A 24,626-nucleotide genomic window follows, 5' to 3' on the forward strand; every position below is an offset into this window, starting at 1 on the left:
GTGCGTCACACCCGTGCCTGTTCGGTGCCGAGGTGGTCGGTGGTGTGCGCGGGCGCGGGCACCGACGGGGAAGCGGACGTCCGGCGGGGGCGCCGGGGCCGGACGAGCAGCAGGATTCCGCCGATCAGGCCGCCGGCGCAGGCGCCCACGGCCGCGGTGAGCGGCACGGGCTGGGAGGAGGAGGCCAGCGGGGCGACCGCGCGGGTGAAGGTGACCAGTCTGACTCCGGTCTTCTCCGCCATCCCGCCGCTGTTGACGAGGAGGGCGTCGGCCACGGCGTTGGCGATGTCGGCGGCCTCGGCAGGGGTGTCGGAGGTGCCGGTGATCGCGATCATCGGCGCGTCGGGCGAGGTCTCCGTCTGCACCCGGGCGCGCAGGGACGCCGCGGGGACTCCGGCGGTCGCGCTCGCGTACGAGAGCATGGAGTCGCTGGTGGAGATCCGCCCGTACGCCTGGGCGTAACCGAGGGCCGCTTCGGGCGAGGCGTCCTTCTCGGGGGCCGCGACGACGTAGCCGGTGGACCGGTACTCCGCTTCCTGGAGCATCCCGTAGGAGCCCGCGCACAGCGCGCCGAGGAGGGCGCAGGCGGGCACCGGCCACCAGGCGGGCAGGGGCGGCGGCAGGGTCAGGAACCGCCGGCCGGGGAACCTCTTGGGGGCGGCGGCGTTCTGCTGCTCGGGCGTCTCGGTCATGGGCGTGTTCTCTCGGTCGGCCGGGCGGGGGAAAGGACGTGGGCGTAGACACCCATGAGGTGGGCCGCGCTGCGCGCGATGTCGTAGTGGCCCACGGCGGGAGGCGGGTCCAGCCGACGGGCTCCGGAAACCCGGTGGGCGCGCAGGACGGAGGTCAGTTCGTCCGGCTCGCCGCTGATGCGCACCGCGCCCGGCGCCAGATCCGCGGGCAGGTCCTCGATCGCGGGGCAGGGGCCGTGCAGCACCGGCAGGCCGGCGGCCAGCGCCTCCACGACGGCGAGCCCGAAGGCCTCTTCGCGCGAGGTGGAGACGAAGACGTCCATGGCGCCGAGCAGGGCGGGAAGGCCGGGAGATCCCGGGCCCGCCGGGGAGCCCTGCTCGCCGAGCAGATGAACCCGTCCGGCTGCTCCGAGCCGCACCGCGAGGGCGCGCAGCGCTTCGCGCTCGGGGCCCTCGCCCACCAGCAGGAGGTGAGCGCCGGGCAGGGCGGCCACCGCGCGCACCAGCACGTCGAAGCGTTTGCCCGGCACGAGCCTGCCCACCCCGCCGACCACGAAGGTGTCCGGCGGAAGGCCGAGAGCGGTACGGGTGACGGCGCGGCCGGCGCTGTCGTGGCGGAACCGGGCGGCGTCGATCCCGTTGGGCACGACGTGGATGCGGGCGGCGGGGACGCCCCAGGCACCCAGCCGTGCGGCGACGGTCCCGGAGACGGCGACGGTCGCCGCCCCCAGCCGCTCGGTGGCCAGGTAGAGCGCGCGGGTGCCGCGGCTCAGCGGACGCCCTTCGATCTCGGCGCGCCCCAGCGAGTGCTCGGTGGCCACGCTCGCCCGGACGCGCGCGAGACGGGCCGCGATCCGGCCGTAGACGCAGGCGCGGTAGAGGTGGGTGTGGACCAGGTCGTAACGGCCCGCGCGGATCAGCCGGACCAGCCGCGGGAGCGCGGTGAGATCGCGGTTGCCGTTCATCCCCAGGTGGGTGACGCGCACCCCGTCCGCCCGCAGCCCGTCGGCCACCGGGCCGGGGTTGGTGAGCGTGACGACGTCGCAGTGCACCGGGAGGTGACGGAGCACCAGCCGCAACTGCTGTTCGGCGCCGCCCACGCCGAGTCCGGTGATGATGTGCAGCACTCTCACCGTCGGCCGCCGACCTGGGCGGGGCGGGCGGCGACGGCGGGCGGCAGGGAGGTCAGCCGCCCCCGGCGGGGGCGCAGCCGTTTCGCCCAGAGGCGCCCGGCGCCGTCGGCCTGGCTGATGTGGGTGCGGGGCAGCGCGAAGACGCCGGTCAGCGGGCCCGGGTCGATGGCACAGCCGTAGGAGTAGCCCGCCTCGCGCACGGCGGCGGCCACCCTGCGGTCGAAGACGCCGTACGGGTAGCAGAACCCCTCGGGCGGCCTGCCGGTCAGATCGGCGATGAGGGCCCGGCTGTGCCGCGTCTCCGCCAGCAGTTCTTCGCGGGTCGCGCGCGTCAGGTCGCGGTGCACCAGCCCGTGGGAGCCGATCTCCATCCCCGCCTCGGCGGCCTCCCTGATGCCGCTCTCCGTCAGCAGTGCCCGGCGCGGGCCGAGCGGGTCCCACTCGTTGGACCCGCCGGGGCGGCCCGGCAGGACGAAGACCGTGGCAGTGCACGCGTGCCGTCGCAGGGCGGGCAGGGCCGCGTGCAGGAAGTCCGCGTACCCGTCGTCGAAGGTCAGCCCGACCAGCCCGCGGGAGCGGCCGGCCGCGTGGGCCCGCAGCAGGGCGCCGACGCCGACGCCGGTCAGCCCCCGACGGCGCAGCCAGCGCAGGTGGTGGTCGAGGCGGTGGGCGGCGACGGTGATGCCGTACGGGTCGTCGGTCGGGTCCGCCACCGAGTGGTACATCAGGATCCACGGAGGAGCGGCCCGCGGTGCGGGGGCGGGAGGTCTGGTCGGGCGGAAGCCCCGGGCAGCCGGGTCAGCGGTCATGGGTGAACCTCTGTCGGATGAGAGCCAGCAGGTGGACGACTTCGGGGGCCCTGACCACCAGTCCCGTGAGGACAAAGACGACGGGGACCAGGACACAGCCCACGAGGAGACTGGGCAGCGGGTGGTCGGGCAGGGGCGCGGCCGCCCAGCCGGCCGCGGCGGCCACCGCGGCGGCGACGGCCAGCCTTGCTATGGCGAGGCTGACCCCGCGCACGTCCAGGGGGAGGACCCGCGAGCGGATGCCCGCCAGCAGCAGCAGGGCCGTGGTGGTGATGCCCACGGCGTTGGCCGCGGCGATCCCGTAGACCCCCCAGGCGCCCACGGCGAGCGCGCCCGCCAGCGTGGTCACGGCGAGCCCGGTGCCCATGGCGGCGGCCGGGTACCAGGTGGGGCGGGCCGCGGAGAAGAACGGCCGGCCGAGGGCCCCCACCAGGCTGTGGCCGAGGAGACCCAGCGCGTACACCCGCATCACCATGGCGGTGGCCGCGGTGTCCTTCGGTCCGAACGCCCCGCGCTGGAAGAGGACTTCGATGATCTGCGGGGCGTAGCCGACGACCAGCGCGGTACCGAGGAGAACGATGGCCCCGGCCAGCCCCAGGTCGCGTTCGACCCGGCGGCGGGCGCGGTCCAGGTCGCCGCCGGCCATGGCCTGGGCGACGGCCGGGAAGGTGACCGTGCAGATCATCAGGGACAGCACCATCGGGATCTGGGCGACCTTCTGCGCGAAGTTCAGGTGGGAGATCGCGCCGGCCGGCAGCCCGGAGGCGAAGAACCGCTCGACCAGTACCTGGGACTGCCGGCTGACGGTGAAGGCGACGACCGGCAGCAGCAGGGCGAGCCCCAGATGACGGACGGTCGCGGCGCGGGGCCGGGCGGCCCGCCGGCGTGCGCCGCGCGCCGCGCGTACCGGGGCCACCAGCCGGACGAATCCCGGCAGTTGGACGAGGATCATGAGCAAGCTGCCCAGCGCCACCCCCGCGGCGGCGGCGCGCACCCCCCACACGGCGTGCAGGGCGAACATGGTGGCGATGACACCGATGTTGTAGGCGACGTACACCCCGGCCGGCGCGAGGAAACGCCCGTGCGCGCGCAGACCCGCACTGCAGTACCCGGTGAGGGCGAAGGTGAGGACGGTGACCGAGGTGAGCCGGGTGCAGTCGACGGCCAGTTGCGGGTCGGCGAAACCCGGGGCGAGCACGCGCACCACCCAGGGCGCTCCGAGCACCAGCAGCCCGGCGACGCAGGCCAGCAGGCCGAAGAGGCGGGGGAAGGTGGCGGCCACCAGCACCCGCACCGGATCGGGTTCGGCGCCGTCCGGGACGGCGGCGGCACGCCGGGCGAGGGCGTAGCTGAAGGCGGGCACCAGGAGCAGCGCCATCGCGTCCTCGATGAGCAGCGTCGCGGCCATCTCGGGGACGGTCCAGGCGATCAGGAAGGCGTCGCTCTCGACCCCCGCGCCGAACAGGTGCGCGATGCTCTGGTCGCGTACCAGACCGAGCAGTGAACCGGCCGCGGTCAGCGCGGCGGTGACCCACGCGGCGCGGACCAGCAGGCGGCCGAGCGGGGGCGGCCCGGCCCCGTCGGCGGGTGCGGGGGGAGCGGCGGGGGGCCGCACCTCGTCGGGCGGCTCGGTGGCGGCTCTGGTGTCACTCATCCGGCGGCCCTCGCTTCCCGGCCGGCCGCGGCGTCCGCGACCCGGGCCCGCGCCGGTACGGCGGCGCCGCTCGTCCGGCGGTCCGGGCCCGCCAGCGCCCACCGGGCGCCCAGCCCGAACACGATGCCGGTGAGGACCGTCGAGGGGCCGCCGATGTCGGCGTACAGGAAGTCGACGGCCTGCCAGAGCGTCAGGCCCACGGCGGCCAGCCCGCAGTCCGCGGCGGTCACCGCCCGCCCCCGGCCGGGGAACAGGCGGCGTGCCCCGCACACCAGCACCGCGGCCCAGCCGCCGGCGAAGACGGTCAGACCGATGAGGCCCTGCTCACTGAGGACGAGCAGGTACATGTTGTGCGGCGACAGCAGCGGCTGCTTGTGGAAGCCCTGCCCCGCGCCCGCGGTGTCGCTGCCGGAGGACAGGCCGATCGAGGCGTGCCCGTCGCGGTGCGCCGGGAAGCCCTTGAGACCGACCCCGGCGGCGGGCTGCTCCCGCCACATGCCGGTCGCGGCGGCCCACATGGTGTACCGGTCGTTGACGGACCGGTCGGGGGCGTCGGTGACCTGGGTGATGCTGGTGAGGCGTTGCGCGATCATCTCCGAGCCGATTCCGAAGCCCGCCACGAGGACCACCGCGGCGGGGACCAGGACGGCGACGGCGCGCAGTGCCAGGCGCCGGCCGGCCAGCAGGAGGACCGCGACGCCGGCGACGACGGTGGCGATCCAGGCCCCGCGGCTGAAGGACAGCGCCAGCGGGACGACGAGCGCCACGGCCGCGGCCGACGCCGCCGGCCGCAGCCACGCGGGGGCGTCCGGGGAGGTGCGCAGCGCGAGGGCCGCCGCGGCGAGCAGTCCGTAGGCGACGACCGTGGCCATTCCCATCACGTCCGAGGGCCCGAAGGTCCCCACCGCGCGGATGTCCTCCCCCATGTAGGAGGCGCCCGTTCCGGTGACGTACTGGTGGACGCCGACCGCGCCCTGCACGAGGGCGAGCACGGCGAGACAGCCGATGACGACCCGGAAGTCCCGGGCGTCCCGGACCAGGAGGACCACCGCCAGCGGTACCAGGACGAACACCTGGAGGTAGCGGACGAACCCGGTCAGGCTCAGGGCCGGATCGGCCGAGGTGACCGTGGCGACCGCCAGTGCCACCACGGGGGCGCCCAGGACGACCGCGGCCGCCGGCGTCAGCGGCCGCAGTCTGCGGCGCAGCGCCCGGCCCAGGGCGCAGGCCACCAGGGCTCCCGACGCGATGTCGGCCGGGGAGACGTGCGGACCCCCGCCCGTCCCTTCGCTCCGTACGGGGGCGGCCATCAGCAGCACGGTCACGACTAACGGCAGGAGCGGCCACCAGCGGGCCGCCGCGCCGAGGACGGCCGCGGGCACCGCGGGACGCGGCGCGGGAGCGGCCGGGGAAGAGACGTTCATTCAACTGCCTCCGTGCCGGAACAGCGAGGTGGCGGTGCGCAGCAGAATGCACAGGTCCTGCCAGAGCGACCAGGTCTCGATGTAGTGGTTGTCGAACCGGGCGCGGTCCTCGATCGAGGTGTTGCCGCGCAGCCCGTTGACCTGGGCGAGGCCGGTCATTCCGACGGGCACCCGGTGGCGGGCCTGGTAGCCGGGGTAGGTCTGGCGGAACTTGGTGACGAAGTAGGGGCGTTCGGGCCGGGGGCCGACCATGCTCATGTCGCCGCGCAGCACGTTCCACAACTGCGGCAGCTCGTCGAGCGACGTGCGGCGCAGCAGCCGGCCGACCGGGCTCATCCGCTGGTCGAGGGCGACGCTCCAGCGGGTGTCCGACTCGTGCTCGTCGACGGGCCGCAGGGTGCGGAACTTGAGGAGGAGGAAGGGCCGGCCGTGCCGTCCGATGCGTTCCTGACGGAACAGCACACCGGGGCCGTCGGCGAGCCGGACGGCGAGTGCGCAGGCTCCGAGCACGGGCGCCGCGAGGGTCAGGACGAGGACGGCCAGTACGACGTCCATCGCCCGCTTGGCGGTCTGCGCCGCCGAGTCGCCCCGGGGGGTCAGTGCGCGCACGGAGAATCCCCAGAGGTGGTCGGAGCCCACCGCGGTGCCGGGCCCGGCGGACGTCGTGGCGGGGCCGTCGACGGCCCAGAGGCGACAGCCGTGACCGGCGAGCAGCCCGACGAGCTCCTCGCCCTGCCCACCGGGCGCGAGGGGGCGGGCGAAGACGGCGTGCCGGACGTCGGCCTGCACGACGGCACGGCTGATGTCCTGCGGGGTGGCGAGCACCGGCAGCGCGGGGGCGTCCGCCGCGGTGGGCTCGGCCGCGTGGTCGTCGACCTGGCCCACCGGCCGCATGCCGTACTCGGCGTGCTCGTGCAGCGCGGCGGTGACGCGCTGGGCGAGCGGGCCGCCGCCCACGACGAGCGTCGACTGGGGGTGGCGGGCCGCCCACCGGCGGTTCAGGCCGTACGTCGCGGCCCGCCCCCCGCAGACCAGCACGGCCTGCAGGGCCGCCGCGCACACCGGGGCCGCCCAGCCGGAGCCGTACCGCGGGTGGTACGCGGCGAGCGCCTCCGTGGTGACGAGCCACTGCACCAGCGCCAGGCCGAACAGGAAGGGGAACTCGGCGAGCGCCGAAGGGGAGAGCCTGGGGCGGTAGAGACCGCGGCAGGCCAGTGCCAGCAGTTGCCCGGCCACGAGCGGCAGGATGACGGGCCACGGCCTGCTCAGGTCCGGAACCAGCACCAGGGCGGCCGTCAGGGCGAGCACGTCGCCGGTGACCCGACCGGCGAACTGGCCGTGCCCGCGCGGCGTACCGGGGGACGGCGCGGCCGGACGGCGCCGCGTGGATCTGCGGGGCTCGTGGAGCCGGATCGGGCTGAGAACGGCCGCGTTGGAAGAGGCGTGCGGCACGGGCGCACTCTCTGTCGTCATTACTGGGTGCACTCCCTCGTTGCGGGTCGGGGCGAGCCGAGGACTTCCTGGTAGAGGTCGAGCACGGCCGCGGTGGCGGTGCGTACGTCGTGCGCCGCCCGGGCGTGGTCCCGGGCGCGCCGTCCCAGGTCCTCGCGCAGCGCGCGGTCGGCCACCAGCGCGGTCAGCGCGGCCGCGAGCGCGGGAGGCTCCTGCGACGGCACGAGGCAGTGGGGCTCACTGCCCGGCGGCAGGCTCTCGCGCGCGCCGTTGACGTCGGTCACCACGACGGGAGTTCCGCACGCCATGGCTTCGAGAGGGGCGAGGGCCATCCCCTCCCAGCGCGAGGGGAGTACCACGACGTCGGCCGCCTGCAACCACGGCCGCGTGTCGGTGACCGCGCCGACGAACAGCACGCCGGGCGGGGCCGATCCCCGCAGTTCCGCGGCGTCGGGGCCGTCGCCCACCAGGGCCAGCCGCGCGCCGGGGAACGACCGGGTGACCTCCGGCCAGGCCCGCATCAGGACGTCCTGTCCCTTCTGGCGGCACACACGGCCGACGCAGACCACCAGCGGAGCGGCGGGCGCGAGCCCGGCGAGCCGCGGCACGCGGGAGCGGGCTGCCGCGCGGCCCCCCGTGCCGCCGTCGGCGCCGAACCGGCCGAGGTCGACGCCGTTGCGGACGACCGACCAGCGGGCCACGATGCCCGCCGCTTCGCCGACGCGCCGTTCGGCCTCGCTGACGCACAGGATGGCGGTGCTCCACCTCGCGCCGTAGCGCTCCCACCGGCGGGCCAGGGCCGCGGAGCGCCCTTCCAGCGCGTCGAACGACCACGCGTGCGGTTGGAAGACCGTCGGCACCCGGCCGCGCGCCGCGAGCCGGCCCGCGAGGCCCGCCTTGGCGCTGTGCGCGTGCAGGACGTCGGGAGCGCTCCGCCGGATCAGCCCGGCGGCGGTCAGCACCTCGGACACCAGCCCGGGGCCGGGCGCGCGCCCGGCGGGCCAGCGCAGCACCTCCGCCCCGGCCGCGGCCGCCTGGCGGGCGAGCGGCCCTTCGGGCGGACAGGCCACGAGTGCGCGCACCCCCTTGCCGACCTGGGACCCGACGAGATCGACGACCACCCGCGCGACCCCGCCGTCCACCGGTTGCACCAGGTGGAGGACCGTCAGCGGACGGCCCCCGGCCCGATTCTTCTGCAACACGGGCAGCCCTTTCGTACGTGAAGTTGAATCGAATCGGAAAGGAACTGTGCGTCAGTCCCGGGGCGGTTCGGCAGCCGCCCTCAGGAGCCGGAACCACTCCCGGTCCCATAACTACTTCTGATGGCCGCAAGGAACGGTGGAACTCACGCCTGATTTCCCCGCCGGCTCTCCGGCGGATCCGCGCGGGACGAGAAGGAACCGCGCGGTCAGTGGAACGTCCTGCTTTCGTCGGGGGAATTGCACGACCGGCCCGGCGTGCCCGAGTCGGCGAACGAGCGGACGCGTGCTGGTCTTCGCATGGGCCGCACTCCAGGTTCGGTCGGAAAAAGAAAATAGGAGTGCACATTCTCAGACGGCCCATATGAAGTCACCTCAGGCGTGCGAATACACCCGGTCGAAAACTTCTTTGACTACCATTCGGCGGACAGTCTCGTACGCGTGAGCGAATGCCTCCGTCGGGCAGGAGGGACAAAACCTCGGCCCCCGCGTGTTTCTCCTCCGGCCCGGTACACCCGCCTGCTAATCTGCGGCGGCAAAATGTCACCGTCGTCGCAATGAATCCCAACGGGAGCACGTGTGAGGGTTGTCTGCGTCGGCGGAGGTCCCGCCGGCCTGTACTTCGCGATCCTGATGAAACGGCAGGACCCGGCTCACGACGTCACCGTCTACGAGCGCGACGCGGCCGGTTCGACGTACGGCTGGGGAGTGACGTACTGGGACGGACTGCTCGACACGCTCCGAGCTTGTGACCCCGAGAGCGCCGAGAGCATCCGGGCGGGCTCGGTCTGCTGGCGGGGCGGCACCGCCCATGTCGGGGACCGCACCACCGTGCACGACGGCGACCGCGGGTTCGGCATCAGCCGTCATCGTCTCCTGGAGATCCTCGCCCGGCGGGCCGCCGCACTCGGCGTCCGCGTCGAGTTCGAGCGGGAGTGGTCCCCGGAGGACCCCCTCCCCGACGCCGATCTGGTCGTCGCGGGGGACGGCGTCCACAGCGCGCTGCGGGAGCGCTTCGCCGGCCACTTCCGCCCCACGGCGGTCGGCGGCCGCAACACCTTCGTCTGGCTCGGCACGACGAAGCGGTTCGACACGTTCACCTTCAGCTTCGTGGAGACGGCGCACGGCTGGATCTGGTGCTACGCCTACGGGTTCGGTGCGGACCGCAGCACCTTCATCGTGGAGTGCTCGCCCGAGACGCACCGCGGCCTCGGACTGGACTCGGCGAACGAGGGCGAGGCGCTGGAACTCCTCGCGGCCCTGTTCGCGAAGCCGCTGGACGGCCACCGGCTGATCGGCCGCGCGGAAGCCGACGGGCGCACCCGCTGGCAGACCTTCCGGACGCTGACGAACGAGCGGTGGCACCGGGGGAACCTCGTGCTGCTGGGCGACGCCGCCCACACGACGCACTACTCGATCGGCGCGGGAACCACCCTGGCCATCGAGGACGCCGTCGAGCTCGCCGCCGCCGTGCTCAGGGAGCCGACGACCGAGGCCGCCCTGCGCGGGTACGAGCAACGGCGCAAGTCCGCCCTCCTCGCGGCACAGAGCGCGGCCCGCCTCAGCGCCCAGTGGTACGAGAACCTCCCGCGCTACCTCCGGCTTCCGCCGTCCCAGATGTTCGCCCTGCTCGGCCAGCGGCACTCCCCCCTGCTGCCGCACGTGCCGCCGCAGCTCTACTACTACCTCGACCGCACCGCGGGCCGTCTCCCGGCGATGCGCGGCTGCAAGCGCTGGCTGGGGTCCCGCCTCGCACGCGCGGCGCAGAAACAGCGGGGAAAGCAGCGCGCCTCCGCATGAGCCGTGAAGGGCCCGGGTCGGCGGGGAGAAGTGCAGCAACGTTTCCGCTCGCCGGTCGTTGACCGGGTGCGCGACCGCCGGACCGTTCCCCCGGGGGTCGGGCACGGACGGGGCCCGACAGCCACTCGGGCCCCGTCCGTACGTCCGGCGCGGTCGCCCCGCGTCCCACCGGCCCGCCGCCGCTCAGTCGCCGCCCCCGCAGCCGCCGCCGTCGCCCGACCCGCAACCGGAGCCGCAGCCGCCCCCGCCGGAGCTGCTGCCGCTGCCCGTCGAGCGGGTCCACGAGCCACCGCGCGGTGCGTTCCGGCGGCGCTCCGCCGCCTCGCGCTGTGCCGCCCGGTGGCGCTCCGCCCGCTCCTGGGCCTCGCGGAGCCGCTCGCGCTGCCGGGCGGGGCCGTCCGCCGGCTGCCACGGACCGAGCCGGTGGCGGCGGTCCGGGCGGAGCGCGACAGCGGACACGGTCGCGTACATCTGCCCCATCTCGTCGGGGCGGTGGTATTCGGCGCAGGCGTGCAGGAGGACGACCTCGTCGCCCTCCACGGGAGTGCCGTACAGGAGCGCTTCGAAGGGCTCGTGCTTCGGGTCGATGTCGTGGTGTCCGTTGCCCACCGCGTACGCCGAGCCGCTGCCCAGCGACCGCGCGAAGGCACAGGTGTCGCCCTTGCGGGCGACGAACGCGACCAGCGGGGCCGCCGAGCCGGTGCGGGCGTCCGCGCACACCCAGCGGCGTCCGTCCGCCCCCTCCCGCACGCCCACGACGAGGGCCGGCTGCGGCTCACCGTGCAGCCGCCGGGCCGCCAGGTAGGCGAGCTGGCCGTGGCCGTAGAAGGTCGTACCGGCCACCAGGAGCACCAGGGCGACGCGCTGCTGTCCGACGGCGTCGTAGGGGACGCCGGAACCGGTCGGTTCCCCGAACAGGCCCTCGGTGAGGATGCCGGCGGCGACCAGGCAGAGCACCAGCCCGAGGTAGACGTGCCGGTGGCCGCGGTGTCCGTCCGATTCCGGAGTGCCGTCGGGCAGCGGGAAGCGGCGTCGTCCCGCGGCGGCGAGGGCCAGGGCGCGCTGCCGGCGCCGGGCCCGCAGCCGCAGGCCGCCGCCGGTGACCGTGACGGCGCAGGCGGCGAGGACGACCAGCTCTCCGGCCCGCGCCGACTGGTCCGCAGCGCCGGACCCGGCCAGGGACAGGCCCGCCTCCACGGCGACGGCCAGGGCCGCCGGAACGGCCGCGACCGGAACGTACCGGTACCAGAACGGCAGGGCGGTCAGCAGGACGATCCCCGGGTACCGCAGCCAGTCGGTGCCCTCCCCCGGCCCGCCGTGCCAGACCGCGGACGTGGAGGAGAGGCCGAACAGCAGGACGTACGCCGCCGCCACCAGGGCCGCCACGATCCAGCCGCCCACGGCCGGGGCGAGCACGGCGGGGACCCGCGCCCTCCGCCACCGTTCGGCGTCGGCCACGGGCCAGCCGCCGACGCCGCTTCCGGCCACGGACCGGGTGACGTCCCCTCCCCCGTCCACGGACCAGGCCGGCACGCCGCCTGCGGGCAGCGCCCCGGGCGGCAGGCATTTGATCGGATAGACGGTCATCGGTCCACCGCCGTACACACGCGTCCGGCCATCCCGCACGTCCCCCGCCGCTCGTGCTCCCCGTGCCTTCCCGGCCATTGTGCCCGCGGCGGCCGTCCAGCACACGGGAGTAAAAGCTGACGGCCGGGTCGGCGGCTCCGGTGGTGAACGGGCCCGTCGGCTTCCGTTCAACGGACTAACGGAAGGCCCCCTTCCGTTAGTCCGCGGTTCACCGGGCGGTTGCGGAGTGCGGAGATCCTCCAGGTGGCGTCCTCCGAATCACGGACCGCCGCCGCCCGCACCGAGGAGATCCGCCGCATGTCCCACCCCGTACCCGAATGGGCCGACCCCCAGGTGCCCGCGGAGTCGCTCGACCCGCAGGCGGTCAGCCGCCGGGGGCTGATGCGCCGCGCCGGCCTGTTCGGCGCGGCCTTCGCCGCCGCGTCGCTGCCGTCGGCCGCACTGGCCGACGGGCGGGGGCCCGGGTCCCGGGGGCACGGCCCCGGAGGGGGGCACGGCGACGGGGGGCACGGGCGCGGAGGGCAGGGTCGCGCCCCCGACCTGGTCTATCTGGTCGGCGACCACCACAACCACTCCGTCTACAGCCATGACGCCAAGTACACGTTCTCCCAACTGGCCCGGGCCGGGCAGAAGTTCGGGCTCGACTGGATGGTCTTCACCGAGCACAGCAACGTCGGCCACGCCGAGTTCGGCGCCGCGCGGGAGCATCGGGAGATCCTGCGGGCACGCGCCGAGAACAGGCGCATGCTGATCTTCCAGGGCCTGGAGTGGTACATCCCCGGCGCCGAGCACTGCACCGTCTTCTCGCCGCCCGGCCGGCACGAGGTCGATCTGCTCACCCGATTCGAGAGAGCCTTCGACGGCAAGCTGCTCGGCTACACGGCCGGCGCCCCGGCGCACCCCGACACCCCGCGCAACGAGGCGCACGCGGTCAAGGCCCTCAAGTGGCTGGCCGAACAGCGTCGCACCCGGTACGTCGACGACGTGCTCGTCCTGGCCAACCACCCCATGCGGCTCGGCATCGACTCGCCGCACGAGCTGCGCGGCTGGCGCGACGCCGCGCCCGACATCATGATCGGCATGGAGGGCGCCCCCGGCGCCCAGGCCGGCGCGATCCCGGGCTGGCACGCCGACACCAACGTCCGCGGCGAGTACACCAACTCGCCCTCCGCCGACTCCTGGCCCGGCTACCCCCGCGAGGCCTACGTCACCTACGGCGGCTTCGACTGGGCGACCGCGACCGTCGGCGGCCTGTGGGACGCCATGCTGGCGGAGGGCAAACTCTTCACCATCACCTCCAACTCCGACGTCCACCGGGTCGCCCAGGACACCTGGGCCAACGGAGCCTGGCCCCCGGGACAGGACTTCGACAGCACCGGCCGCCTCCCCGACCCGTACGACACCGCCGAACCGCAGCCCGGCGGCGACTTCTGGCCCGGCCAGTTCAGCCGTACGCACGTGGGAGTCACCCGGTACGGCTACCGGGACGTGATGGCGGGACTGCGGGCCGGCCGGGTCTGGGTCGACCACGGTCACCTCGTCGACGGCATCGACGTCAAGGTGCGCGGCGAGCGCGGCGGCAGCGCCACCCTCGGCGGCAGGCTGCGGGCGCGGCGCGGCGAACGGATCACCCTCACGGTCACGGTGACCGCGGCGTCCCGCCGCAATCCGTACGGCGTGCTGCCGCGCCTGGAACACCTCGACGTCATCCGCGGCGCGGTGCGCGGCCCGGCCGCCGACCGCGACGACTGGCACGCCCCGGACACCAGGGTCGTCCGCACCGCCGACGTGTCGGGCCGCCGGGGCACGTACACCCTGCGCATTCCGCTCGGGCGCGCGGACGGATCGTGCTACGTACGGCTGCGCGGCAGCGACGGCAGGCGCCACGGCAAGGGCTTCCTCGGGGCGGGCGTCGACCCGCACGGTCCGCTGCCGCACGAGCCGGGCAAGGGCAACCCGTGGCTCGACACCTGGCTCTACACCAACCCGGTGTTCGTGGACGTGCGGTGAGAGGGGCGGCGCGACACCGGCAGCCGACGTCTCGCGGGGCCCCGTGGCAGGTCAGATCCAGCCGCGGCGGGCCGCGACCACACCGGCCTGGAAGCGGTTGACCGAGCCCAGCAGGTCGTGGAGGCGGCTCATCCGCCGGCGCATGGTGCGGACCGACCAGCCGAGCTGGCGGGCTATCGCCTCGTCCTTGAGGCCGCTGACCAGCAGCGTGAGCACCAGGCGGTCCTCCTCGCCCAGCGGGTCCTCGGCGGGGGCGTCCAGCGGCAGGGCCTGCTTCCAGCACAGCTCCCAGTAGTCGGTGAGGGCGTCCAGCAGAGTGCAGGGGCGGATGACCGCGGCACGTACGCCGTCGAGGTCGAGGGAGAGCGGCATCAGCGCCAACCGGCGGTCCGCGACGGCCAGTTTGATCCCCAGGCCAGGCAGCACCCGGGCCTGTTCGCCGCGGCGCACGAGCGCGCGGATGTCGGCGAGCACGCCGGGCCACTCCAGCGCCTCGGGGGCGTAGACCGCGCGGTAGCGCACCCCGCGGCCCAGCGCCGTGCTCTCCACGGGGTTGGAGGTGGTCAGGGCGTACGGCGGCCGGTCCAGCGTCATGACGTCCTCGTGCGCCTCCTGTTGGAGCCGTACGAACCAGCGGCCGAGCGCCTCACGGCCGGTGACGATCTCCACTTCCTCCTCGTCGGCCGCGCCGGACTGGGCCGCCGCGAAGAGGCGGGACAGCTCGCCCGCGGCCGAGCGGACCCGGTCCAGCTCCGCGGCCCTGGACCGCACCAGGGACTCCACCGCGGCCCCCGGCTCGATGGCCGCGTACCGGCGGCGGACCCCCGCGAGCCGCCCGACCAGGCCGTGGTCGTGCAGCCGGTCCAGCGCCCTGGTGGCCCGGAGCGCGGAACAGCCGAGATCGGCGGCGAGTTCGGCCGGGGCCGCGGTACGCCGGGTCAGCACGGCCCGGTAGACGCTCTCGTCGAACGGGTCGATGCCTGCGGCGGTGAGCTCGTTCGTCATATGCCGATACTGGCCCACTTGTGCCAGCGGCAGCAATGGGCCGCCGGGATCTGTTGTACGGAGAGTGACTTCGGGGCTAGGACTGCTGCCCATGGCCAAGAACGCACGAAGAACCCGACGCCTGGTGGCCGTTGCCGTCACCACCGTCGCTCTCGCCGGGACGCTCACCGCGCTGCCCGGCGCCACGACCGCGACCGCGAAGTCGCCCGACCCGAACCAGCGGGTCATCGTCGAACTGTCCGGGGACGCCGCCGTCGCCGCCGCCCCCAGCGGCACCCTGACGGCCCTGGCCGCCGGTCCCGCCGCCGCGGTGGCCGAGGCCCGGCGGAACCTGGCGGCCCGGCAGGACGCCTTCGTCGGGGAGGTGCGGAAGGCCGGACTGCACCCCGGTTCGCCGCGCAAACTCGGGCTGCTGGTCAACGCCGTGGCGATGACGGTGCCCGCGTCGGAGACGGCCCGGCTGGCCGCGCTGCCGGGCGTCACCGCCGTCCGGCCCGACACCCGGATACAGGTGCGCACGGACGTGAGCGTGCCGCTGACCGGCGCGCCCGAGGTCTGGAAGCGCACGGACCCGTCCGGGGTGAAGGCCACCGGCAGGGGCACCGTCGTGGCGGTCCTGGACAGCGGCGTGGACTACGGACACCCCGACCTCGGGGGCGGCTTCGGCAAGGACCGCAAGGTCGTCGGCGGCTACGACTTCGCCAACGGCGACGACGACCCGATGGACGACAACGGCCACGGCACCCACGTCGCGGGCATCATCGCGGGCAAGGCGGCCGGCAAGGAAGGCGTCACCGGCATGGCGCCCGACGCCCGCCTGCTGGCGTACAAGGTCACCGGCGCCGACGGCAGCGGCTACACCTCTGACATCGTTGCCGGTATCGAGGCGGCGGCCGACCCGGCCAACCCGTTCCCCGCCGACGTCATCAACATGAGCCTCGGCGGCCCCGGCGACGGCACCGACCCGCTGGGCCGCGCGGCGAGCGCCGCCGTACGGGCCGGAGTGGTCGTCGTCGCGGCGGCCGGCAACAGCGGGCCGGGCAGCGGCACCGTCAACACCCCGGCGTCCGCCGACGGCGTCATCGCGGTCGGCGCGTCCACCAGCGGGGTGCGCACCCCGAGCGCGTACCTCGCGGGCCGGAAGCCCGAACTGATCCAGACCTACCGGGGCATCCTGTCCGCGAACCCGCCCCGGGAGCCGGTCACCGCCCCGCTCGTGGACGTCGGCGCGGGCACCGCCGAGGACTGGAAGCGGGCCGGTGACGTACGGGGCAAGATCCTGCGGGCGGACATCCTCGTACCGCCCAGCACCGAGGTCCTGAGCCAGCAGGACGTCGACTGGGCGCGCGAGGCCGAGAAGCGCGGCGCGCTCGCCGTGCTCGGCGGCCTCCCGTCCCACGGCGGACCCGCACTCGCCGGCGGCCTCCCGTCCCACGGCGGACCCGCACTCGCCGGCGGCCCCGGGACGTTCGGGGCCCCGGCGACGCCCGCGCGCCCCGACCTCGCCCGGGGCGCCGCCTCCGGGGACTCGCTGCGCATGGACCGCCTGGTGGTGATGGGCATCGACACGACCCAGTACGACCAGTTGAGCCGCCGACTGGCCGCCGGCAAGGTGTCCGTCACCCTGCGCGGCGCCGACTCCACCGACGAGATCGCCTCGTTCTCCTCGCGCGGGCCGGGCACCGGCTTCGGCCTCAAGCCCGACCTCGTCGCACCCGGCGTGGAGATCCGCTCGGCGATCCCCAGCTCGATGTACGGTCCCGGCGTCTACCGGATGTCCGGCACCTCGATGGCCAGCCCGCACGTCGCGGGCGCGGCCGCCCTGCTGCGCCAACTGCGCCCGGACCAGGGGCCCGACGGGATCAGGTCCGCCCTCGTCGGCTCCGCCAAGCCGCTCGCCGGCACCGGTCCCGCCGTCCAGGGCAACGGACGCCTCGACGTGGCCGCCGCGGCGAAGGCCACCCTGGGCGCCTCCCCGTCGGCCGTGTCGTTCGGCCTCGCCGACCTCTCGAACCGGACCGTGGGCGGCACCGCGAAGGTGCGCCTGACCAACCCCGGCAAGGCACCCCTGACCACCACCCTGAGCAGCAGCGGCCCCGCCACCGTGTCCCCGTCCCGGGTCACCGTTCCCGCCGGCGGGTCCGCGACCGTCACCGTCACCCTGCGCGCCGACCGCCCGGAGACCGACCGGGAGATCAGCGGCCGGATCACCGCCACCCCGGCGCGCGGCCCGGCCCTGCGGGTGCCGTACCTGCTGGTCGTGCGGCACCTGGTCGTCCAGGCGTCCCCCGACCCGAGCGACGGCCGCTCCACGGTGCACATCGCCTCCCCGACGGCCCTGAACGCGCCGCCCGAGATCACCGTCAGGCCGCCGCACGGCAGGAGCCACACCCTGCCCACGACCATGAACGGCGCCGGCTACTACCAGGCCGACGTGAACGAGAAGGCGGCCGGCGCCTACTTGCTGGACGTACGCGCCACCACCACCGACGGCCGGCGGATCACCGGCCGCGGCGCCTTCGAGGTCACTCCGGCGGGCAGCCGCGGCGACCGCTGGGAACCCGTCGGCCCCAACAGCGAGGCCGGCCACGTCGCGCTCACGCCCGCCCGGCCGAAGCAGGCCGTCGTGACCCAGTACCGCAAGGCCGCTCCCTGGCTGACCACCGACGGCGGTGCCAACTGGCGCCAGGTCGGCAGGCTGCCGGTCGCCGACGGCAACGGCACCGGCGCGGTCGTGGTCGACGCCCGCCGCCCCGACCGCTGGTGGTACGCCGTCAACACGGCCGCCGACCCCACCCGCAGGGGCGCCGTCCTGCGCACCGACGACAACGGCCGAAGCTGGCGCAAGCTCGACGTGCCGGACGCGCACATCGAGGAGTTCGTCGCCGACGAGCAGACCCGTACCCTCGCCGCTCTGGTCGACGGCAGCCTGCTGGTCAGCACGGACGCCGGCGACACCTGGGCGACGTACCCCACCGGCGTGAACGGCGCGGTACGCGACGCGACCCTCGTCGGCGACACCCTCTACCTGGCGACCTTCGACAGGGTCTGGCGGATCGACGGCGTCGGCAAGGGCGATCCCGGTCCGGCGCACCTCGTCCTCGACGAACCGGTGAAGTCCGTCCGCGGCCTGACGGCCGACTCCACCGTCCTGCTGGCCCTCGTCCCCGGTACGGGCGTCCGCGGCTCCTACGACAAGGGCCGCACCTGGTCCACCGTGCTGCCCCTGAAGGAGGGCGGCAACGGACTGTCCGCCTCCGGCGGCGACCTGTACCTGCGCGCGCTGTTCGGCGCCGGGCAGGTCAGCCGGGACCACGGCAGGACCTGGCAGCCCGCGCAGGCGCCCTCCAGGGCCGCCATCCCGATGGACTACGACCGCTGGGCCGACGGCTCGGTGACCGTGTCCAGCGAGCAGGACGGCCTGTACCGCGGCTCGGCCGACGCCACCGGCTACCGCAGGATCGGCGTCCAGGGCCTGACCACCCTCGCCCTGGCGGCCGGCGGCGACCACCTGCTCGCCGGAACGGTGAGCGGCACCTACCGCACCAGGATCCCCGTCGCCGGCCCCGAGTGGGGCCAGTCCGGCGCGGAGGGCATGACCGGCCGCCTCACTTCCCACCTCGCCGTCTCCCCCAAGGACACCGCGGTGGTGTGGCAGGTCCGGCGCACCGCGACCGGCCTCTTCGAGGTCTCCCGCAGCGGCGACGCCGGCCGGACCTGGCAGGTGAAGGGCACCTCGTCGGAGGTGCCGACGTCGATCCTGGTGCACCCGGCGGACCCCGACCGGGTGGCGGTCGGCTTCCGGAGCATCTTCGGCGACGGGCTGTACTCGACCACCGACGGCGGCCGCACCTGGAAGAACCTCTTCCACGAGAGGTCGTTCGACGCCATGGCCGGTGACCCGCGCGACCCGCGGCGCCTCTGGCTGGGCAACGCCTCGGGCCTCTACCGCTCGGACGACGGCGGCGTCACCAAGACCAAGGTCGCCGACGGTCCCGTCTCCTCGCTGACGACGGACGGCCGGCGCCTGGTGGTCGGCGGCGAGTCCATCCGGGTCAGCACCGACGACGGCAGGACCTTCCGGACCGCCGACACCGGCCCGCTCGCGGTCCACGTGTCGGACCTGCTGCGGGTCGGCGGGACGCTCTACGCCGCCACCACCAGCTCACGGGCCTCCGGACTCGTCCAGGGCGGCCGGGGCGTGCTGCGCAGCACCGACCACGGCCGGACCTGGGAGAACGTCTCCAGCGGTCTGCAGAACACCGACACCACCAAGCTGGCCGCCGCCCGCGACGGCCGCACGCTCTACGTCGGTACGGTCGACGGCGGCGTCCACCGCTTGACGCTGCGCCGCTGATCCCCGCTCGGGTGCACGGGCGCGCCGCACGACGGGCGCGCCCGTGCACCTGTGCACCCGTGCGCCCGTGCAGCCGGTGCGCGTGTCCGGTTCGGCTCCCCGTCCCGCTCGGGCCGGACCGCCCGGCCGGCGAGAGGGCTGCCGTCCCCGCCGGCCTGGTGGTCACACGGTGGCCTCTTCCGGTGCGGTGGGGGCCCCGTGATGGCGGCTGATGTTCCTGGCCAGCAGGGCGGTCGATTCCCGCACACCGACGGTACTCACGTCCGCGGCCGGCAAACGGCCGTCGGCGAGGCGCAGTTCGGCCAGGGCGGTCTCCATCGCCTGGTGCGCCGCGAAGAGGCAGGGCGTGCTGTAGATGGCGGCGTCGACACCGAGACCGGTCAGTTCGGTGAGCGAGAGACGCGGCGACTTGCCGCCGGCGATCTGGTTGAACAGCAGTGGCTTGCCTCCCACAACCTCGCGGATGCGCTGGATCCATTCGGTGCTGCGCACCCCGTCGACCAGGATGACGTCGGCGTCCGTGGCGGCGAGAGCCCGGGCCCGGCGCAGGATCTCGTCGTCCTCGGTCGCGTCCGTACGGGCCACGACGACGAGGTCGTCACGGGCGGCCAGGACCAGGTGGAGCTTCTCCAGGTACTCCTCCAGCGGCAGTACCAGCTTGCCGTCCGCGTGTCCGCAGCGCCGGGGACGCTTCTGGTCCTCCAGGATCACGCCGGAGGCTCCGGCGCGTTCCAGACTCCGCACCATGTGGCAGGCGACCTCGGGGTCGACGTATCCGTCGTCGATGTCCACCAGGAGGTGGTGCAGGGGGAACGCGCCGCGCAGCCGCTGGGCGAAGGCCAGCATGTCGGGCCACGCGATGAAGCCGATGTCGGGCAGCCCGTAGTGGGAGGCTGCGAAGCCGAACCCGGAGACGAACATCCCGTCGTAGTGCTCCGCCGCGATGGACGCCGAGTACATGTCGTAAACACCGATCAGGGGCGTCGTGCCCGGCACCGCGATCTGCTCGCGCAGCCTGCTTCCGTACGTCATCCTTCTGGTTCCTCCATCGCTCCTCGGCGCACAGGCCGCTGAGAGGTCGCCACGACGGGCAGCCCTTTGCTCAACAGGGATGCTTTCGGAACGAGCCCGCGGGTTCACCTCGTGAAGGCTTTACTCACTCCGACGGCGTAACCCCTTCATCGCGGAGACGTCACCGGCACCCGAACCCGGACCCGACGTGCATGCCGCTGCCGATGGGACGCGCTGATGCCTGGGCCGGTGCGACGGCCGGGGGCATCCATCCGTCTGCCGAGGCACACGTTCCCGCACGGTGGGTCTTGCTTGTCAGTCCACCTCGCGAGCGCCCCGGGGCCTCATCGGAGCGGTGGCGCACCGGACTTCCGCACCGCCCCTGGATCTTCGGGGCACGGATGGAGACGCGCACCGCGTACTGGATGCGCGCGGCGGCTCGTGGAATCGGCACCGGCCATGCTCCAGTCGGTCCGGCCCGTGGCACCGACGTCGGCCTGGACAGCCCGCGGGACCCTCTCCGCCGTACCGTTGCCGACCGCCTGCGCTGACGGTCACGAACCGTATCGAGGTGTCATTCGAGAAGGCAGGTCCTGCGTCACGAAGCCACAGGGCACGACCCGGTGGATGTGATGTGCGTCTCTCCTTAAGAGTCGTTTAAGAATCAACGTCACCTTCGCCACCTTTTCGTGTGGCTTTACCGCAGTTGACGCTTCAATTGAGCGCCGCTCAAACTCTCCTAGTCCTCATTCCGGATCTTCGCCATCGCGCCGTATCGCCCGCGATCCACCTCATCTGGAGCACTCGATGCGCGACACAACTGCCCTGAGCACGCCGACTGACCGCAGCGCCCCCGAGTCGACGCCGCCCTCCGCTCAGTACGATCGCGTCTTCGGCAAGATCACGGAATGCGGCAGCGGTGAGTTGGGCGCGCGAGAGCAGGACGTCGAGCTCTTCGACACCACGCTCGCCCTGCCTCCCACCCCCGGAGCCACCGACGCCCACGAGAGCCGCAAAGGGGAGAAGACCCGCCGGATGCGGCACGCCTCGCGGTCGCGGTTGCGGTCGCGGTCGCGGGGGAGCACGTCGAAACCGACGCGCGAGAGTCAACTCGGCCTCTCGCTCCCGCTGCTGGTCTCCGGCGCTCTGGCCGCTGGGGTCGGGCTCACCCTGTGCTTCACCTCCGGCCCCCACCGGACGTCGCCGGACAGGGTGATCTTGACGGTGCCCGACCTCCCGCCGCCCAGCGCGACCCCGAAGCCCCAGCCGTCCGCCAGCACGTCCGCAACGGTGAACCCGCCGGCCGCCCCGCGGACTTCCGCCCGGAACGCGACGCCCACCGCCCCGAAGGCGTCGTCTCCAGCCTCCGGTCGGCCGACGGCCTCCACACCCGGCGCCGTGCCCAAGCAGACGGAACAGCCCAAGCAGAGGAAGCCACCGCGCCTCAGCCCCCCACAGCCCGAACCGCCCGGGAAGTGTCTCCGGCTGGGCAGTACCGGCGCCGAGGTCGTAGACCTCCAGCGCCGCCTTTTCCAGCTCTCTCTGTTCCTCGGGTCGGCTGACGGACAGTTCGGAGAGTCGGTGGAAGTGGCCCTGCGCCGTTACCAAGTGGCGCGCAACATCCCGGAGACACCCGGTGTGTACGGCCCGCTCACCCGGGCGGCCCTGCACGCCGAGACCCGCGGGAGTGACCGGGACGGCTGGAACAGCAGGGACAGTCGGGACGGCAGGGACGGCAAGGCCGACGGGTGCGGGCACGGCGGCTGGAACTGAAACGGCTGACGCGGCGGTCGAAGACGTCCACGCGGTAGGGCCATGCCTGTCTGCCCGCCCGGTGCCGCTTTGCGTAGGACCAGGTCACCGCGGTCATCAGGGCCGGGACGGCGAACAGCGGGGCGAAGACGAAGCCCCATAGGGTCTGTGCCGCACCACTCGACATGTACGTCTGGCTCTCGACGGTGAAAGCGACCACGAGTTGCCACAGCGCCACCAGGACCAGGACCCCCGAGGCGGTCCAGGCCAGTGCGGACAGGACCCGGGGGCGCAGCGGCCGCCACCGGTCGCTGACGAGTAACAGCGGTAACAGTGCGGCCAGTTCGGCAAGGACGGAGAGGCCGACGACATAGGCGATGCCCCAGCCCGGTATGTCGAAGACGTCGCGCAGCACCTGATCGCTGTAGCCGACAGGGATACCGGATGCCATGGCGATGCGCCACAGGCCGGACGGAACTGCGCACAGAGCGATGGCGTGGGCGGCACGACGAGCCCAGACGGGGGCGGGGACAGGGAGAGAAGCGGGCGCTGTGGTCATGACGTACATGCTGGTCCTGGACACGGCAGCCGCACGTCAGCCGCTACGGCGGACCGTCTCCCCCTGGCGGAGGAAGGCGCGCCCGCTGGGGAGGACGTGGGGAGGACGTGGGAAGGAAGATCGCCGGACAGATGTGAGCGCCCGGCTACTGGACCCCGAGGGAAAAACGTCCCACCACCACCGCATCCTCACCGCCCCGCCCGCCTACGACATCCACAACGCCCGCACCACCCGCGACATCCGCGTCTTCCACCTCACCCCCCGGCCGCTGACGGACCTTTTGGGTCGATGCTGAGCGTCCGCGACGCACACCGGGGACGGCACGGAACTCGTACCGGGGGCAAGCGACGACGACTCCCCCGTCACCGTCTTCGTGGCTCCGGTTCACTGAACTCGGCGCCTGTCCGGGTGATGTGGGCACTGGGCGCTTGCGCGGCACCATCTGCGCAGGTGAGCCGTGTCGTAGGCGTTTGTCCGCGTGCGGTTGCCTCCGACTGCTTGCCGTGCGGCCTCGTGACGACCGGTGCAGGTCTTGAGGTTCCGGTTCGGCGTGCGGGAACACCGGTGGACGCTCCTGAGTTCGCGGATGCCGTCATACGGCGCAGCGGGGGCTCTCTCCGGCGGCAGCGAAATGGGAACCGGCGCGGCCAGGTACACAATGGGGTAAGCGACGCGGGCAGTTGGGCCTTTTTTCTGCCCACGGCCGCAGGACACTCACCCCTTTGCCGTTCCCGCCCACTCGTCTGCCACACATGGTCAGTACGACGGGCTCGTTAAGAGGTGTGTGACCTCATCCCAGCGCTTTCCCCGGACGGCAGGCCCGCAGGACGCCGACGCGCTCATCTCACTGCGGGGCGTGCTCCCTCGGCAGGACGGCCCTCCTGCCCCGTCGTCGGACGGCTCCACCGCACCGCCTGACGGGGCTTCGGTCTTCACCGACCTTCTGGAGGACTTCCTTCAGGAACTCAACGCCATGCAGGCCGACTTCTACCACCGAGCCGTCTGCACGAGCTCCTGTGCTCCGGGCGTTCCCCGGCCCGCACGTACCGGCGGGCCGAAGGCAGACGCGCAAGCGTTGCCGTTCAGCACCGCGCGGACGGCGGCCACGGCGTGGGAGCACTCCCACTGTGGATGAGCACCGCAATCCCTTCGGCCTGGACGAAGCACTCTTCCTGCAAGACCCCGGCGACTGGGCCGGACCCCCCGCAGCACACCCCGAAAGGCTGCTCCCCACGCAGGAGCTCTTCCTCCCGCGGCAGACCTCGTGGCCCGGCCCGATGGACATGGAAGCGGGCCTGGAGGACGAACTCGCCCGCATCCTGGGCACCTCCGCCGAACCGCCCGCGCAGCAGACGGAACAGACGCGGCAGCCTGACGTGCCGCTCCCGAGGCCCGGGTCGCACGACCATCGCAAACGGCGTCGGCCGCACACCCGGCTGCGGCGGCAGGGGTGGTCCTGGGTGCGCGGAGTCAGCATCAGTCTCGCCGCGCTCACCACCGTCATCGTGGCCATGGTCAGTGCCTTCGGCGCGGTCGTCACGTACAACCCGTTGCGCCACCTGGCCCAGCCGATCGTGCCCGGGCACCTGGCGGAACTGTGGCCACTGCTGGTGTACGGTCCATGGCTTGTCGCTTCCCTGTCCGTTCTGCGTGCCGCCCTCCACCACCGCGGAGCGGCACACTCCTGGTTCGTCGTCATCCTCTTCTCGGCCGTCGCGCTCACCCTGTGCGTCAACCACGCCGACAAGACCCTCGTCGGGATCGCGGTCGCCGGCCTTCCCCCGATCACCGCGCTGAGCTGCTTCCACCAGCTCGTCCGCCAGATCACCCTCACCCGCCCCCATCGCCGTCCGACCCGTCACAGGCCCGCGCACCGGGTGCGCTGAGGCGCCGCGGCGGCCTGAGAAGCCGTCCGGCCGCGGTCCCTCCGTTTGTCATGTCGTGTCCTCCGCGCCCGATGTCTCTTTCACACCTGTGGCAGAGAGCGAGAAAAACAAGTCTTGGGTACAGCGAACTGGCCGGAAGACGTGGCGCAGTCGATCGAAACGGTCCACCGGGCCGGCCACCGCTCCCCGCGCGGGACCACGCCCTGCTGAGCACCCTCCACCACTCTGTGCGGGTGCTGCTGAATCCATCAACGACACACCAGCAGAAAGGCAACTTCTGCCCGACGAACAACCTG

Annotated in this window: 16 protein-coding genes and 2 pseudogenes; 6 read left to right on the top strand and 12 right to left on the bottom strand. The window is 73.7% G+C overall.

Going from position 1 to position 24,626, the window contains the following annotated elements; translation table 11 throughout:
• Nucleotides 1-5: 5 nt before the first annotated feature.
• Genes ACIP93_RS27825 through ACIP93_RS27855 form a run of 7 tightly spaced genes read right to left on the bottom strand, consistent with a single transcriptional unit; the run spans nt 6 to nt 8,366 of the window.
• Nucleotides 6-692: a lipopolysaccharide biosynthesis protein gene (locus ACIP93_RS27825; RefSeq protein WP_401762772.1), complete on the bottom strand. Its 687-nt coding sequence runs from the start codon at nt 690-692 to the stop codon at nt 6-8.
• Nucleotides 689-1,825 carry a glycosyltransferase gene (locus tag ACIP93_RS27830; RefSeq protein ID WP_401762775.1) on the bottom strand — a complete coding sequence of 379 codons (1,137 nt, stop codon included), beginning with the start codon at nt 1,823-1,825 and terminating at the stop codon, nt 689-691. The genes ACIP93_RS27825 and ACIP93_RS27830 overlap by 4 nt, the downstream gene beginning before the upstream one ends.
• The gene (locus tag ACIP93_RS27835) at nt 1,822-2,634 is read right to left on the bottom strand and encodes a polysaccharide deacetylase family protein (protein ID WP_380836454.1); all 813 of its coding nucleotides are present in this window, start codon (nt 2,632-2,634) and stop codon (nt 1,822-1,824) included. Before ACIP93_RS27835 ends, ACIP93_RS27830 begins: the two co-directional genes overlap by 4 nt.
• Complete coding sequence (locus ACIP93_RS27840; protein WP_345219285.1) at nt 2,624-4,288, bottom strand: lipid II flippase MurJ; 1,665 nt, start codon at nt 4,286-4,288, stop codon at nt 2,624-2,626. The genes ACIP93_RS27835 and ACIP93_RS27840 overlap by 11 nt, the downstream gene beginning before the upstream one ends.
• Nucleotides 4,285-5,712, bottom strand: a complete 1,428-nt coding sequence (locus ACIP93_RS27845) for an O-antigen ligase family protein (RefSeq protein WP_401762780.1) — start codon at nt 5,710-5,712, stop codon at nt 4,285-4,287. Before ACIP93_RS27845 ends, ACIP93_RS27840 begins: the two co-directional genes overlap by 4 nt.
• Entirely contained in the window at nt 5,713-7,185 is a 1,473-nt protein-coding gene (locus tag ACIP93_RS27850) for a sugar transferase (protein WP_401762783.1), read from the bottom strand.
• Nucleotides 7,185-8,366 (bottom strand): glycosyltransferase, encoded by a 1,182-nt coding sequence (locus tag ACIP93_RS27855; protein WP_401762786.1) that lies wholly within the window; start codon nt 8,364-8,366, stop codon nt 7,185-7,187. Before ACIP93_RS27855 ends, ACIP93_RS27850 begins: the two co-directional genes overlap by 1 nt.
• Nucleotides 8,367-8,942: 576 nt before the next feature.
• Between ACIP93_RS27855 and ACIP93_RS27860 the strand changes: the two genes are divergently transcribed.
• The gene (locus ACIP93_RS27860; protein ID WP_401762789.1) at nt 8,943-10,163 is read left to right on the top strand and encodes an FAD-dependent monooxygenase; all 1,221 of its coding nucleotides are present in this window, start codon (nt 8,943-8,945) and stop codon (nt 10,161-10,163) included.
• A 183-nt stretch (nt 10,164-10,346) separates the two neighbouring features.
• Here ACIP93_RS27860 and ACIP93_RS27865 read toward each other — a convergent pair whose 3' ends face one another.
• Nucleotides 10,347-11,750, bottom strand: a complete 1,404-nt coding sequence (locus tag ACIP93_RS27865; protein ID WP_401762792.1) for a hypothetical protein — start codon at nt 11,748-11,750, stop codon at nt 10,347-10,349.
• Nucleotides 11,751-12,047: 297 nt separating this feature from the next.
• On the opposite strand from ACIP93_RS27865, the gene ACIP93_RS27870 reads away from it, so the two are divergent.
• Nucleotides 12,048-13,760, top strand: coding sequence for a PHP domain-containing protein (locus ACIP93_RS27870; protein WP_401762795.1), 1,713 nt, complete (start codon nt 12,048-12,050; stop codon nt 13,758-13,760).
• Between the two features lie 51 nt (nt 13,761-13,811).
• Here the strand turns inward: ACIP93_RS27870 and ACIP93_RS27875 are convergent, their stop codons facing one another.
• Nucleotides 13,812-14,765, bottom strand: coding sequence for a helix-turn-helix domain-containing protein (locus ACIP93_RS27875; protein WP_401762798.1), 954 nt, complete (start codon nt 14,763-14,765; stop codon nt 13,812-13,814).
• A 91-nt stretch (nt 14,766-14,856) separates the two neighbouring features.
• Here ACIP93_RS27875 and ACIP93_RS27880 point away from each other — a divergent pair, with 91 nt between their 5' ends.
• The gene (locus ACIP93_RS27880; RefSeq protein ID WP_401762801.1) at nt 14,857-19,122 is read left to right on the top strand and encodes a S8 family serine peptidase; all 4,266 of its coding nucleotides are present in this window, start codon (nt 14,857-14,859) and stop codon (nt 19,120-19,122) included.
• Between the two features lie 162 nt (nt 19,123-19,284).
• On the opposite strand, the gene ACIP93_RS27885 is transcribed toward ACIP93_RS27880, so the two are convergent.
• A complete protein-coding gene (locus tag ACIP93_RS27885; protein WP_345219276.1) occupies nt 19,285-20,154 on the bottom strand; it encodes an isocitrate lyase/PEP mutase family protein in 870 nt (289 codons plus the stop codon).
• A gap of 271 nt (nt 20,155-20,425) precedes the next feature.
• A pseudogene (locus ACIP93_RS27890) lies at nt 20,426-20,698 on the bottom strand (IS5/IS1182 family transposase); the annotation flags it as partial.
• 470 nt (nt 20,699-21,168) lie between these two features.
• On the opposite strand from ACIP93_RS27890, the pseudogene ACIP93_RS27895 reads away from it, so the two are divergent.
• Nucleotides 21,169-21,741 (top strand): annotated as a pseudogene (locus tag ACIP93_RS27895) (peptidoglycan-binding protein); the annotation flags it as partial.
• Between the two features lie 43 nt (nt 21,742-21,784).
• Here the strand turns inward: ACIP93_RS27895 and ACIP93_RS27900 are convergent.
• Nucleotides 21,785-22,336, bottom strand: a complete 552-nt coding sequence (locus tag ACIP93_RS27900) for a hypothetical protein (protein ID WP_401763005.1) — start codon at nt 22,334-22,336, stop codon at nt 21,785-21,787.
• Nucleotides 22,337-22,577: 241 nt separating this feature from the next.
• Between ACIP93_RS27900 and ACIP93_RS27905 the strand changes: the two genes are divergently transcribed.
• A complete protein-coding gene (locus ACIP93_RS27905) occupies nt 22,578-22,739 on the top strand; it encodes a hypothetical protein (RefSeq protein WP_401762804.1) in 162 nt (53 codons plus the stop codon).
• 832 nt (nt 22,740-23,571) lie between these two features.
• Nucleotides 23,572-24,330 carry a DUF2637 domain-containing protein gene (locus ACIP93_RS27910; RefSeq protein ID WP_401762807.1) on the top strand — a complete coding sequence of 253 codons (759 nt, stop codon included), beginning with the start codon at nt 23,572-23,574 and terminating at the stop codon, nt 24,328-24,330.
• The last annotated feature ends 296 nt before the right edge of the window (nt 24,331-24,626 follow it).

It is taken from the genome of Streptomyces sp. NPDC088745, from assembly GCF_044751045.1.
GTDB lineage: Bacteria > Actinomycetota > Actinomycetes > Streptomycetales > Streptomycetaceae > Streptomyces > Streptomyces cremeus.